At 47.9% G+C, this 13,863-nt stretch carries 10 protein-coding genes; all 10 read right to left on the bottom strand.

All coding sequences use genetic code 11. From position 1 onward, the window contains the following. Positions 1–43 precede the first annotated feature (43 nt). Entirely contained in the window at positions 44–1,186 is a 1,143-nt protein-coding gene (locus T525_RS0103200) for a glycerophosphodiester phosphodiesterase family protein (protein ID WP_027406013.1), read from the bottom strand. 200 nt (positions 1,187–1,386) lie between these two features. Beyond that, positions 1,387–2,406 (bottom strand): UDP-3-O-(3-hydroxymyristoyl)glucosamine N-acyltransferase, encoded by a 1,020-nt coding sequence (gene lpxD, locus T525_RS0103195; protein ID WP_027406012.1) that lies wholly within the window; start codon positions 2,404–2,406, stop codon positions 1,387–1,389. A gap of 27 nt (positions 2,407–2,433) precedes the next feature. Continuing rightward, on the bottom strand, positions 2,434–2,883 hold the full coding sequence (locus T525_RS0103190; RefSeq protein WP_027406011.1) for an OmpH family outer membrane protein: 450 nt from the start codon (positions 2,881–2,883) through the stop codon (positions 2,434–2,436). Between the two features lie 41 nt (positions 2,884–2,924). Then, complete coding sequence (locus T525_RS0103185; protein WP_027406010.1) at positions 2,925–3,989, bottom strand: hypothetical protein; 1,065 nt, start codon at positions 3,987–3,989, stop codon at positions 2,925–2,927. A gap of 79 nt (positions 3,990–4,068) precedes the next feature. Further along, the gene (locus tag T525_RS0103180) at positions 4,069–4,533 is read right to left on the bottom strand and encodes an OmpH family outer membrane protein (RefSeq protein ID WP_027406009.1); all 465 of its coding nucleotides are present in this window, start codon (positions 4,531–4,533) and stop codon (positions 4,069–4,071) included. Between the two features lie 116 nt (positions 4,534–4,649). Beyond that, a complete protein-coding gene (locus T525_RS0103175) occupies positions 4,650–6,008 on the bottom strand; it encodes a hypothetical protein (RefSeq protein WP_027406008.1) in 1,359 nt (452 codons plus the stop codon). After that, entirely contained in the window at positions 6,008–7,996 is a 1,989-nt protein-coding gene (locus T525_RS0103170; RefSeq protein WP_027406007.1) for an outer membrane protein assembly factor, read from the bottom strand. Before T525_RS0103170 ends, T525_RS0103175 begins: the two co-directional genes overlap by 1 nt. Before the next feature lie 35 nt (positions 7,997–8,031). After that, positions 8,032–8,598, bottom strand: a complete 567-nt coding sequence (locus T525_RS0103165) for a hypothetical protein (RefSeq protein WP_027406006.1) — start codon at positions 8,596–8,598, stop codon at positions 8,032–8,034. A 136-nt stretch (positions 8,599–8,734) separates the two neighbouring features. Further along, positions 8,735–9,367, bottom strand: a complete 633-nt coding sequence (locus T525_RS0103160; protein ID WP_027406005.1) for a sigma-70 family RNA polymerase sigma factor — start codon at positions 9,365–9,367, stop codon at positions 8,735–8,737. Between the two features lie 22 nt (positions 9,368–9,389). Beyond that, a complete protein-coding gene (locus T525_RS0103155) occupies positions 9,390–13,835 on the bottom strand; it encodes a translocation/assembly module TamB domain-containing protein (RefSeq protein WP_027406004.1) in 4,446 nt (1,481 codons plus the stop codon). Between the last annotated feature and the right edge of the window lie 28 nt (positions 13,836–13,863).

Genomic DNA, 13,863 nt, shown 5'->3' with positions numbered 1-13,863 from the left:
TTGCAGGAGTTAATTACGTTTATGTTATCTTGCAGCTGCCATATTAGTAGGAAGCATCAGCACCGCCGGTAACCTTGGCAGCCTGAACCTCTACATGGTCCGGATCCAGATGGAACTCGGACTTGAATGGATGCTTAGGATAGAGCTTTGCACCCTTCTTTTCCAGGAAGGAACGGAGAATCCATGGCTTATCAGAAATAAGGCCATCAACGCCCATGTCGTACATCATTTCCATATCCTTAACATCATTTACAGTCCAAGGAACAACCTTCATGCCCAAGGAATGAGCTTCATCAACCATGTTCTTGCTGATTTCCCCATAATATGGAGAAACGATATCAGCACCGAAGGAATGGGCAGCAGCTACAGCGTCACCCTTGAAATCCTTGATATCAAGGCCGCCCAGCCATGGAGAAGGCTCCTTGTCGAAAGCTCTCAGGGACTCTGCGGACTTGCCCCATGATGGTTCTTCCTCAATGAGAGCGGAAAGGGTGATGTTTGGATTCATCTTCTTTTCCATCATGAGGGTTTCCCAGTCAAAGGACTGAAGAACAACACGGTCCTCCATACCATACTTTGCTACCAGCTCGTTGAAGCGGGTGAGGAAAGCCTTCTTGTCAGCATTGCCTGTATAAGCAGTACCCATCAGTGGATCAGGGTAGGACTTGGTCTCGATGTTGAACTTAACGTTCTCATTGCCGGATGCCTTAACCAGCTGGAAAAGCTGCTCCAAAGTAGGAATCTGGGCAAACTCAGGATCTACTCTGGTCTGGCCATGAAGCTGATGGTAAGGAACCTCAGGATTAATCTTGGAAACGTTGAACTTCTGAATTTCAGCAACAGTCATCTTGCGGATATCATATTTGCCGTCTTCAATCCAATTGCCATTTGCATCACGGGTAATTTCGTGATTAAGGATTGGATTGTGGCTCATTACAATGTCACCATCCCCGGTGAACTGCATATCGCACTCGATGCAGGTTGCACCATTTTCAATGGCATAAGCATAAGAATACAGAGTATTCTCAGGACGGGCATCACGGCCGCCACGATGAGGCTCGAAATCAAAGACATCCCCAAAGTCTACCTTTGCCTCAGCCTGTGGTGCATCAGTAAATCCGGCTACCCCTGTGGCCATTACTGCTGCCAAAATACCCATAGCGATTTTTTTACGATTGAATTTCATTTTATTTCCCCCTTAAAATAATGAAACTATCGTAATTATATCACGAAAGAGTTTAAATGTTTATACAATTTAAGTCCCTTTTCCATAGGCAATCTGTCTTAAATTAATAAAAATTATAATTACATAATCAATAATTATATTGCTATATAAAAAAGACGGGAACTATGCTAAAGATACCAGTTCCCGTCTACATTTATATATTATTTTGTCAGTTCTTCGATTTTCTTTTCCAGAGCCTTGATCTTCTTGCTCATATCATTGAGCTTTGCCATATGGGCCTGCATGCGGAGCCACTCCTGATGTGGTCTTGCCGGGAAGCCCGCATAGAATACCCTCTCTGGGGTATTGCCGATAATACCGCTTCTGGCAGCAAATACGGAATTGCCACCGATATTGATGTGGCCAACGGTGCCTGTCTGGCCCCCGAAGGTAACATTGGCCCCAGTATTGGTGGAGCCGGAAATACCGGTCTGAGCCACAATAAGGTTGCCAGGGCCAATATGGCAGTTATGGCCAATATGCACCAGATTATCTATCTTGGTGCCCTTGCCAATAATGGTGGAGCCAATGGTGGCGCGGTCAATGCCTGCATGGGCGCCGATTTCCGTATCGTCCTCCAGCACCACGTTGCCCACCTGAGGCACCTTGGTGTGAACCCCATCCTTGGTGGTAAAGCCAAAGCCATCTGCACCGATTACAGCAGAGCTGTGAACGATAACCCGCTTACCCACCTTGCAGTGCTCACGGACAGTAACGCTGGAATAAAGAATAGCATCGTCATCCACAGTTACATACTGCCCCACGTAAACATGAGGATAAATAACAACCCTGTCACCGATTACAGCATGGTCATCCACATAAGCAAAAGGCAAAATGGTTACATCCTTGCCAATGGTAACATCATTGCCAATATGAGCCTCAGGGCTTACACCCTTTTCATGCTGAATTGGCGGTGTAAAGGTGGTCAAGAGAATTGCAAAGGCAGCTCTTGGGTTCTCTACGTAAATTGCAGGAAGAGGAAAATCCGCCTCCACGGTATTAGGCAGGAAAACAGCCCCCGCCTTGGAAGCCGCAGCCTCCTCCACATGGGCCTCGTCAGCAAAGGTCACATCATCCTTGGTTGCGCCCTCGATGTTGTTAACCCCGCCAATGACAATGGAAGAATCCCCGGCCAGGCGGCCTCCCACCAGTGTTGCTATCTCCTGTAATGTCATTTTCATATTCCCAAATCTCCCTTAAATCACAGATTACTGCAATTTGGCGATTACATCATCAGTAACGTCCACACCGCCAATAATCAGACCATCCTTGCCGTCGCTCTTAACCACAGCATCCAGCTTCTTTTCCTTGGCGATGCCATCCATGGCAGCATAAATCTTTGACTGAACCTGGGTGGCGTACTGCTGCTGGATACCAGCCCCCTGCATTCTCAGCTGCTGCTGAAGCTCCTGGAACTTCTGGGCGTCCTCTTCAGACTGAATATTTGCCCCCTGCTCCTGAAGCTGCTTTGTGGCATCCTTCTGGAACTCCTCCATGCGCTTCTGCATTTCCTCCATGGAGCTCTTTATCTGAGGTGCCTCAGTCTGAACCCGGGAATAATCCACATAACCCATATTTACCTTGCCGCAGCCGGCTGTTAACATCATGGCGCACACTGCGGTCATTGCCAAAACCAGAGTTTTCTTCTTGAAATTCATTAAAATACGGCCTCTTTTCATTAAATAAAAATAATAAATAATTACTGAATATTTTTCATTTCCTGCAGCATTTCCTGGGTCAAATCCAGAGTATTAATGCCAATAATCGGGGACCTGAGCTCATGCCACTCACCCAGACCAAGGCTATTATACTCCATTCCCAGTATATTATCTATAGGATCTGCAATTATCAAATCAAGGTGATGGACTATGGCCAGCTTGGCTGCCCTGCTGCAAATATCATCAAAGATCTTCTGCTCCAAAAGCTTCATCTCCGTAAGCTTTAATTCCAAAGCAGTTTTTTTCTTGGCCATATCCATCTTCAGCTGAATTGGCTTCATGGCATCATCAATGGCCTGGGCATTTCTGTCCTGGACCTCTGCGAAATGCTGCATCTCATCAGCCTGGGCTTTGCCCTCTATGCTGGCCCGTTCTGCCACCATTGCCCGTCTCATTTCACCTGTCTCAGCCTCCACTGCTGCCTCATAGCGGCGCTGCTGGTCAGCCACAAGCTTGTTGTGTCTTTCATTGCGCTCATCCTTCAGACGATTCCACTCTGCCCGAAGGGCTGCCCTTTCCTCATCTGTCAGCTCCAGTGTGGTGGCATTATCTGCCTTAAGCTGGATGTTGAGAATGCGGTTGCCATATTCCTTGTCAATGGCCTCCCGCTCCTTGTCAAACTGGGGCTTCATGCGACTGTAAATATTGTCGGCCCGCACCTTCAGCTCATCCATCATTTCTGAATGTCTGGTAATAATCTCCAGATTGGCCTTTTGTCTGGCAGCATCATCAAAAAGTTTTTTATCAGCCTGGGCTGCCAGTGCTGTCATTTCAAAGCCCTTAAGCTTCAATTCTGCCTCCAGGGCGGCAGTTTCCCGCATTAAGGTCTGGAGCTGTCCAAAGTCCTTGTGGGCCCTCATAACCTCCCCCATGTCAATGACGCCTATATCAGGCTCCTGGACACTCTTTAGGGGCTCCTGACGATTAAACAGAAAAAAAAGCGCTACAACAAGAACCGTAATAGCCGCTGCTCCCATCCATATCCGTCTGCTTCTTAAGCTGTTATCATTTTCATTTGACTTATCCCGGTTTTCCTTAACAGCCATAAGAGTCCCCCTTTTATGAGTTAATAAAGTACCGAGCACAATGTGCTCGGCACCTTAGTTATCTCATTTAAAATTTAAATTACTTGTTCAGCTTCTTGAGAACGTCCTGAGTCAGGTCAGTGCCGCCGTATACAACAGCTTCCTTGTTGATTACGATGGAAATGCCCTTGGCCTCAGCTACTTCCTTAACAGCAGCCTCAATCTTGGCGCGAACTGGCTCCATCATATCAGCCTGCTGCTGCTGGAGACGCTGCATGGTCTGCTGGTAGTACTCCTGCTTCTGCTCGTCGCTCATGCCTGCAGCCTTCTGGTTGAACTCCTGCTCGGCATCCTGGGCCAGCTTCTGCATCTGAGCCTGCATGTCGGTAACATCCTTAATGGAACCGAACTGTGCATAATCCACAACACCTACGTTGGAGGATGCTGCTGCATTGGCAATGCTGTTGTTGGACTGGGACAATGCCAGAGCCACAACGGAACCTACAAATACCAAAGCAATGAGAACGCTGATAATCTTAACCTGGGTTTTCTTTAACTGTACCATAATTTTTTCTCCTTTTTGTGAATAAAAATATATTATTGCACTGTCACGGCAAAAATCTCGCCTCATGACAGCATTAATTATAACGCAAATGTTCAAAATTTGCCATAAAATATAGATTAAAAATATCCTATGAACCGCAACCATTTATCATCATTATCCATAACTGCCTCCAGAGCCAGAAAATCGTGAAGCTTATACCTTAAGGCAAACTCGCTGATATGATTCAGATTCCTGTATTCGTAGCGGAAGGCGAGACGCTTGGCAAAATTGTACTCTATGCCACCCTTCCAGTATTTGTCACGAAGGGAATAACGCACATTGGCCTTAACCTTGGGAAGAAGCTCCCGATAAAGGCCCAAATCAAAGTCCCAACGGGTATTCTTTGGGTAGAAATCCACCAGGGCAAAGACTCCGTCACGGCTTGTAAACTGCTTGGCAAAAATCCCACGGAACATTATCTCCCCGTTATCTCCATTGCCTTCACGATGGCCCAGCTCACCCCAGCCCTCAAAACGAACGTATACGTTGCGGGAATCAGAGCGGCTCATAACCTCCATGCGCTCAGCGGGCTTAATATCCACCTTGGTGTGTATGCCCCAGAATTTAGCCACCTCCAGATCGTCAATACGCTTGGCCAGAAGCTCCTCTATGGTTTCCTCATGACGCTTTACAAAGGCCACTGGCACTCCCACAAACATATCTGCCCCATCCTGCATATTCTGGCGCTCCGTAAGAAGTGCGGCATTTGGCAGGGTATCGGATCTCATACTGAGGTCAATGGTCCGCACCACTGGCAGCCGTGGATATACATCCACAGTTACCTTGGTATCTTCCCCAACCTCCACATCAAAGTCCGCCCGAAATTCCGGTGCCCTTTCATTCATAAAGTCATTGACTCTATGCTTCATAACACCGTTGGTCCAGTCCACCGCCGCCAGGGGAAGGCCCCGCAGCATATCTGTATAGAGCTGGTCCATGCCGGATATATCCTCCAGCAGAAGCCTTTCCACCACCTGTGGCATACCCTCAACACGGGTTTCCACAGTAACGGAATTAATTTTATCATTCCAGCCCAAAAGACCTACGGAAATATTAAGCTCCTCCCCGGGCTGAATCTCCACAGACCTTACTGTATAACCCACCAGAACCTTGTCAAAGACCTGGCGAATTACATCCTCATAATGGACCCGCTGGGACTGGACATTTTCAAGGTTTTTTCCTTCAAGGAGCTGGGTCCCAATGGCTTGGACACTTTTTTCCATACGCTGGCACACCCCATCTGGAATATGACCGTCGCTGTAAATAGTGGCCTTCACACTCTCCACCTGACCCAGTGCCCTTGAAGAAATTACCTTCTCTGCGTAAACAGAATTATCCGGAGAAAAACTGATACCGGCCATGAAAACCATGGCCAGCATCAATAATTTGAAAGATCTCTTTATTAAGTTACCTTTTACAAAGCCCCAATCCCTCATCAGAAGGAGGCACCTACATTAAAGTGTACTCTGTTACCCTGAGAGCCGTGACCAACATCAATGCGGATAGGCCCAACTGGTGTTTCCACCATAACACCGAAACCTACGCTGGCGTGGAATACACTAAATTCACTTGGAACCCACCTGGTTCCCCATACTCCACCCCAGTCAGTAAATATAGCACCCTTTATCTTATTGGCCAGAGGGAATCGGAACTCCAGACTGCCAATGTACATGCTGTCACCACGGAACTGGTCATCACGGTAACCACGGAGAGTACTCTGACCACCAATTCTGAACATATTGAAATAACTCAAATTTTTCCCAGAATGTCCGTAGGAATTGCGGACAGCCACGATCTGGTTGCGGCCAACCTTTCTGTAGAAGGAATCATCAATGGTGTACTTCTGGTAGTTAAAGTCACCACCAAAGCCAGCAAACTCAGCTGCCAGCTGCACATAATGACCTTCAGTTGGATACATAACATTATCCCTGGTATCAGTGGTATGGGACAGGGTAATGGAGCGGGTAAGACCGAAGTTCCTGCTGTTCCAATCCGCCCATCCAGGCTTGCTGCGGTCAATAGGACCTGACTTATGGGTATCATACTCATCATCACTGTTCTTGAAGTAAATACCATTCTTTGAATACTCGCTTACAGGGCGGGTAAATCCAAGTTCAAAGCCCTTGGCATGACGGAGCATTTCCTCCAGCAGATCACCTTCGGTGTTATAATCATTGTATCTGTAGGTACGATTATAAATCTTAATAGTACCCGCTGTTTCCTTGCTGTCCAGCCATGGCTTGCGATAGGAGAAGGACCAGCCCCTGGCATCGGTGCTGGAGCCGCTCATGGAAAATGTAACACCTATGGAATCACCAATTCCACGGAAGTTGGTATCACCAACACTGATCATACCGATAAGGCCGTCAGCAGTACTGTAACCAGCACCAACGCCGAAGGTACCGGTATTCTTCTCGGTTATGTCGATTTCCAGCATGCAGGCGTTAGGCTCCACACCCGGAATAGGCTTAATATCAATGGACTCAAAATAATTTAGGTTGGTGAGACGATTGTAGCTGCGTACCACATCCTTCTTGTTAAGTGGCTCACCCACCTTGGTACGGAGCTCCCGGATAACAACCTTCTCCTTGGTTTTCTTCAAGCCCTTAACCTTGTAGCCCTCAAGAATACCTTCATTGACCTGGATGGAAATCTTTCCATTTTCATCCATGCCCATGTCGTGAACCTTGGCCATAATATAGCCGTCATTCACATAGACCTTCTTAATATTGGCCAAATCCTCCTGGAGGGAAACACGGTTCAGACGATCCCCAGGCTTTAACTGCATGGCATTAATCAGCTTGTCAGTGGACTCGCGGCTGCTGTTGCCAGTAATCTCAATATCAGAAATCATCGGGGTAGTAAATACGTGATAAGTAACAATTACACCCTCCGGGATTTCCTCAAAGCTTGGATAAAGGTCATAAAAATATCCTGTTTCATAAATATTGTTGGCATCCTTGGACAGGCCATCAATTGTGAGGGAATCCCCAACCTTGGAATAAAGGGACAGCATAGCTGTATTGTAAACATCCTCGGTGGCCCCTTCAACCCTTAAATCCATGATGGTTTTTCCCACCAGGGCCTGGGCCGCAGTGGTAACCTCTGCATCAGTAGGTCTTTCCCCATTCCATTTTTCTGCTGCCTCCTTGGCTCCATTTGCAACATTCTGGGCATCGGCAGCCATTTGAACTTCCTCAGCAAATTCCTCCCCAGTTGGAGCCTCCGGCTTATTTCTGTCAATATCAGCCTCTGCGCCGGTTTCTGACACAGCTGCCAGCTTTCCATCCTTCATGTTGATTATAACACCGGAATCAGTTGGTTCTGCATAAGCAAGCTGTGCAGCTGACAAGCTTGTCATCATGGCCATGGCACAGGCCAACGCTCTGTAATTTTTCTTGGAATTCTTTGAAGCAAATCTCAAAGGGAAAACCTCCTGTATTGTTATTTCTTTTTTTATTATTCTCTTAGTGTTTTGCCCGCAGCCTGCATCAGCTGCTGCATTTCAGTATCGGGAACCAGGCTCTCCGTTTTTGGGGTGGAAGCCTCTGGTGGTGACGTCTGTGGTACCACTTCAACAGTTGGCGGATTCTGCCTTACAAAGCCAGCTTCACTGTTTCCCGAAGTATTAGGGGCAGGTGTTTCATGTTCTGCCAAGGATGGCTCCACCTTAACCACCTGGGTCTTTTCCAGCCCCATAGCCGGAGCATCACTGTCCTTCACCGTAGTTATACTGGTGGCAGGAACATCGATTATCCTGCTGTTGTGGAGAAAGACCACATAGCCAATCCCCACCACAAGGGCAATAATAAGTGGGGCCAGCCGAACCAGCCATTTGCGCCAGCCGTGACCGAACTTGGTTTCATGGGCCCGTTGGAGCTCAGCCTGGGCCAGCATCACATCAAGGTCACCCCGCAGACTATTTTCCTTGTCCATGGAGCTTTCGGCCCTTCCCAGCCAGTCCCTGGCGGCGGATATGTGCTTTCTCACTGCCCTATTATCTTTATTTTTACGATCTCTGTCCATAATTGCCTCCAAAAGCAGACACTTCTATGGGATAGAGTCGCCAAATAACACATTTGTGCAATTTGCCAAATTCGGGGAAATTTCTCCATTTTTAGCCGGAAATGCCAAATTACCCCATTTTTCTGCCATATATCACTTACTTCCAGTTATGCATAAATCGGGACAACATTCCCCGTACCCGGCGAACGCCGCTTTTTTGCAGGCGGTAAATATGGGCTGTACTAACATTGAGCATATCTGCCACATCCTTAACCTCCTGGCTGTTTACAAGCACCTGATTAAGCACCAGCTGCTCCTTTTGGGGCAATCTGTCCATGGCCTCCATAACCATATCAGAGGCCATGTGGATTTCGGCCAGCTCCGGCACGGGAGTCCCTGTATCCACCAGCATATCCAGCCTTGACATGCCGGATTCCATTTCCGCCTCCAGACAGGCAATATCAGCATTGCCCTCCTCCTTCATATAGCGGTACATTCTGCCCCTTATGCGGTAAACCGCAAAGAGACTGAAGGCCACTCCCCTGTCAGGGGCGAAGCTCTCCACGGATTCTATGAGCCCCACGGTGCCCTCCTGAATAACATCCATGATATTTTCCAGGTCCTTAAAGGGCATGGCTGTCCTGAACACCAGAGGCTGATACGCTTCGATGATACGACGGCGGGCATCTGTGCTGTGATTGTGCTTAAACTCGTACCACAGCTCCTTTTCCTCAGCCTGCTCCAGCATCTTAACCTTATTCAGTTCCTGCATGTACTCAGACAGCTTCATAAAAACCTTCTTTTCATAAAAACTAGCGGGTTATCCTCTCATAGCCCATGTCGCTGTAAATCAGCCTTTCATTCTCCCCGTCACTGTAGGAAGGTGCCGTGTTGAACCTGAACTGATGGGATAAACCAAAGATATGGGCATGATCCTCATCAAAGAGATACATAAGATTCAGATTATCTGTCAGCTCGTATTCCAGACCAGCCTTATATTTATCGTTGTTTACACTCTTGGCAAAGGTCAGCAGGGTTCTGTCAGATATATACTTACCCAATTTGATATTATACACTTCCTCATAGTTTTTGTCGCCTGTTTTTTCACTGAGAATTTCCGATGTATCACGTTCCACGGAGAACAGGTCCAAATCCAGGGCATTTCTGATGGCTGTTTCCACCTCGGAAAGCACTGTCATGGAAAGGCCCACGTTGAACATGGCGGCAAATTTGGCTGAATCGCTCATATTTGAGCTGTAATTGCTTCTCAGTGTAAGGAGCTGGATAATATTCTGCTCCGACATTGGCGGCGAGGACATAAGTTTGAATCTCATATGCTCCACCGGACCATCGAGACTTACAAATACACTTGTGCTGGCCACCTTGGTGCCGGCCTTAAGAGTAATTGAAGGATAAAGGCTGTCGCTTCTGTTAAACTGAACCGCTCCCTCGAAAACCTGGAAATTGGTCTTGAGATAATTTATAGTACCCTTCTTTACTGTAATGGCACCGCTGGTATGTGGCATAAGGGTTGTACCCTGGAAATGTGCTTCACCCACCAGCTGTAGGTTCCCCAGATTTGCACTGACAAAACGAACCCCCTTGCCCAGCTCAACATCGAAATCAAGTCCCACCTCTGGCATCTCCGTACTGTCCGTTGGAATTGGGGGCGTGGAAAGCACCACATTTTCCAAAAACAGCCGTCCGGAAACCCGGGGGATGGTTCTGGCTGCCACTGGTTCACCCTTTATAAATTCATCGGGCTTATCAAGACTGTCAATATTAATGGTGGTGGTCAGAGGCCCCCTGAAGAAATCACAGCGCAAATCCAGATGGTCGGCATCAAAGCCCAAATGATAGCTTACAGGATTAAGACCATCCATTTCTGTATAGCCCGTCATCTTGTAGGTACCCTCACCCATCCTGCCGCTGAAGTTCTCCATCATAAAGGTATTCCCCAGCATGGAAAGGCGCAATTCCATATCCGTTACCGGATTGGCAACGCCCTTTATCTTGAAGGCGCCCCCAGTAACAGCAATATTCCCCTCAAAGGCAGGACGGCCCAAAGTACCCGTAATGTGCACTGTTCCATCCGTTTCTCCCACTGCCCACTCCACGTATTTGGAAATAGTTGGCAGCAATGCAAGATCCGCATCCTCCAGGGATACAGTGAGATTCATTTGCTCATTGCCATCAGCCTCATCAGAGCGGAAAGCTCCCAAGGGCGTATAGCCCGTCACCACCACTCTGTTGGAATTATTCCCCACCATTTTCTTGGCCACCAAAGGCTCTGTAATGTGGATGGTTTTGTCCTGCAGCATAAACTTGCCGGAAATGGAATCAAGGGATGCTCCCCTTACCCCAATATCTTCACCATAAAGGTTAATTTCAGCCATTGGGTTGGCACTTTCCCCCGCAGCCTCCACATGACAGTTAACCTTGCCGGTGATTTCGCCGTCATAGCCCGCGGCTCCCGCCAATGCCCCTGCATCAATATTGGTGGCATCTGCTGTCAGGGACAGCTCACCATCCAGATCAATGGTTCCAAGAGCTGTAAATCTGCCCTGAGTGCCCTCGGTTCCAGTGAGATTCTTTATTTTTATAACCCTATTATCGAGGGTGGCATTGCAATAAACATCATTAATAGGATATGTGCCGAAATGACCATCAGTAACATAGGCCCCAATAACCAGGCTTGGATTATCCACAGTGCCCCCAATATTGCAGTTTCCGTTCAGCTTTCCCGTAATATTGTTGTTCTGCCAGCCTGCCACAACCCCAAGGGACTTAATATCCACATTCTCCAGGGTGATGCTTCCTCCAATGGCCTCAGTGACAGAATTGTAGCTGGCATTGAGGTTATATTTACCTTCCCCCTGCTTCACGTACATATTCTTGAAGAAAATCCGATGATTGCGGTAGTCAATATCTCCTGCCACCTCATCAAATTCTTCCCCACGGATAATAACCCCATTGGAGGAAACTGTACCGTGGAAAATCGGTGACTCCACATTGCCCGTGAGGGTACCGGTGAAATTAATATAGCCATCCAACGGGATTGGTGATTTCCTGTCAAAATCATCCAGATTAATATCCTTGGCCTCCACGGTAATATTCATATCCCCCCCGGAGGTAATGGTGCCACTGCCTATATAGGCCTTGATACCAGGTGACTGGATATTAATATCGCTAAGGGTCAATAAATCATTTTCATAGGTGTAGTTACCCGTAATACTCTGAATAACGATTTCATCGTCAAATTTTCCCAGCTTGTATGTAAAGTGGCCCTGTACCAATGGATTATCCAGGGTCCCTGTTACTTCAATCTCATTGTCCACACTTCCCGTAAGAGGAATATCCACCTGGGCTGCCCTCAGCATATTTTCCATGCGGGCATTTTGGGTGGATACGGTAAGATGAACTCTTCTTTCACCCAGGAAGCCCACTATACCGTTTACTTCCCAGCGGTTGTCATAGTCACCCTCGATAATAAGGTCCTTAACCCCCACACCACGCAGGCCCCCAATGGCCTTGCCGTGAAGCCGCTTAAATGGCTGCTGGAAGAGGACACCCTCACGGGCAGCAAAGGAAGCACCCAATACAGGGTCATCCAGGGTCCCCTTTAATTTTCCCTTAAAATCGCTCAGGCCGGAAACATCCGCCTCTGGGGCAATATTTCTGATAAGTGACAAATCAAAATCACGGCCGTAGAAGCTTATATCAAGCTCCTTACCAAAAAGCACATCCCCCTGAAGTCCCACTTCACCGCCATTTTCAAGAATAGCACTTATATAGTCCACATGGAGGTCCTTATTCTGATAAATAAATGAGCCATCTATTCTGTTGGCGCCAATGCCCATATAGGAGGCCCCGTCAGAGCTTATATTGCCCATTACCCGGGTATTGCCAATATCATTAACGTTACCAGTAACAAAGAGATCCGCAGATGCACTCCCCCCTGCTTCAGCCAGCTCAGGAATCTTGCCAGAGGCCTGGGAAAGATTAACCCCCTCAGCCTTCACCTTGGCCACAAAATTGAAGGTCTTGGCATCAAAATCCCCTTCTCCTGTAACATGGCCGCCGAAAATATCCCCGGCAATTTCTGTTACAGTGACCGTCTGGTCAGCATATCTTACTCTGGCACTGCAGTTGGTAAAATCGTAGCCGCTGACACTGCCCTCAGAAATTTTCACATCTGCATCCACCACAGGATTGGTGGCATCCCCGGTTACCCTGGCAATAAAGGACACTGGGCCACTATATGGAATATCGTCCATAAGAGCCCCTGGCTCAAAGCCATCAGAGGCCACGGTCAAATCCAGTATCGGACGGCCCTCCACCAGCTTCACCTTGCCCTTGGCAGTGGCCTTCTGACCGGCGGTCTCTGCATTCATAAACACCTGAATTGCCTTTTCAGTAAAGGTGAAGAGGCCATTAACATTCTCCACTTTCTTATCAAGAATAACAGCCTCGCCCTTTTCCAGCTCCAGCTCACCGCTGTAATAAAGCTCCGATCCAGCTCTCTCACCTACAGCCACTGCTCTGGTGATTCTTCCCCTTATGCTCTCCGGCTTCACCATATCCTCCGGAATAGTGCCGGACGGAATTAAGGCAATGTAATTGGCCATCTCCAAATCAGTAATTTCCACATTAAAGGTGTCCTTGGAACCGCCGTAGTTGGCCGCAACCTTCACCTGAGCCCCCTGATTTTTGGCTGTGCCCTCTATACGCATGGCGGGATAATTGTCAAAATCCACATCACCCTGCAAATCCTCCACCAAAATCTCCTGCCCATTGTAGGCAGTTTTCAGTGTGCCATTATCAACATGCACCTTGCCAGTGAACTTGTTGCCGCTGGGCTCCTCCGACACAAGATCAGAAAAGTTCCAGCTGCCGTCACTGCGCTGATGAATATCCGCCTCCACATCAGTGATATACACATCCCTGATGCCCTCAGAAACGGAGTTTTTAAGCATGGCAAAATAGCTGAAGCCCACTTTGGCATCAGCTGCCCTGGCAATTATCTTATCCTGCTTATCATAAACAGCAATATCCCTTATATCCACGGAATGAAAGGAATCCACCTTCACCTGGCCGATTTCCACCTTGGTCTCCAGCACCTCACTGGCAATGGAAGCTGCATTTTCCGCCGCCCTCTCCGTAAAGGCCGAAGATGTGATATAACCGTAAACACAGACCACCAGTATAAGCACTGCGCCCAACAGCCCAGCGGCCCCGCCCATAATCTTACGGTCCATTAATTATCCCCCTAGAAAATCCATATCA

This window comes from Anaerovibrio sp. RM50, assembly GCF_000622005.1.
Classification (GTDB): Bacteria; Bacillota; Negativicutes; order Selenomonadales; family Selenomonadaceae; genus Anaerovibrio.
Note: the sequence above shows the minus strand (reverse complement) of the source record. Positions and strands in the feature narration are given on the sequence as shown.

What these genes read in the sequence shown, in the direction of transcription:
- T525_RS0103200 (WP_027406013.1), bottom strand. Translation starts at nt 1,186, where the DNA reads ATGAAATTCAATCGTAAAAAAATCGCTATGGGTATTTTGGCAGCAGTA.
- lpxD (WP_027406012.1), bottom strand. Translation starts at nt 2,406, where the DNA reads ATGAAAATGACATTACAGGAGATAGCAACACTGGTGGGAGGCCGCCTG.
- T525_RS0103190 (WP_027406011.1), bottom strand. Translation starts at nt 2,883, where the DNA reads ATGAATTTCAAGAAGAAAACTCTGGTTTTGGCAATGACCGCAGTGTGC.
- T525_RS0103185 (WP_027406010.1), bottom strand. Translation starts at nt 3,989, where the DNA reads ATGGCTGTTAAGGAAAACCGGGATAAGTCAAATGAAAATGATAACAGC.
- T525_RS0103180 (WP_027406009.1), bottom strand. Translation starts at nt 4,533, where the DNA reads ATGGTACAGTTAAAGAAAACCCAGGTTAAGATTATCAGCGTTCTCATT.
- T525_RS0103175 (WP_027406008.1), bottom strand. Translation starts at nt 6,008, where the DNA reads ATGAGGGATTGGGGCTTTGTAAAAGGTAACTTAATAAAGAGATCTTTC.
- T525_RS0103165 (WP_027406006.1), bottom strand. Translation starts at nt 8,598, where the DNA reads ATGGACAGAGATCGTAAAAATAAAGATAATAGGGCAGTGAGAAAGCAC.
- T525_RS0103160 (WP_027406005.1), bottom strand. Translation starts at nt 9,367, where the DNA reads ATGAAGCTGTCTGAGTACATGCAGGAACTGAATAAGGTTAAGATGCTG.
- T525_RS0103155 (WP_027406004.1), bottom strand. Translation starts at nt 13,835, where the DNA reads ATGGACCGTAAGATTATGGGCGGGGCCGCTGGGCTGTTGGGCGCAGTG.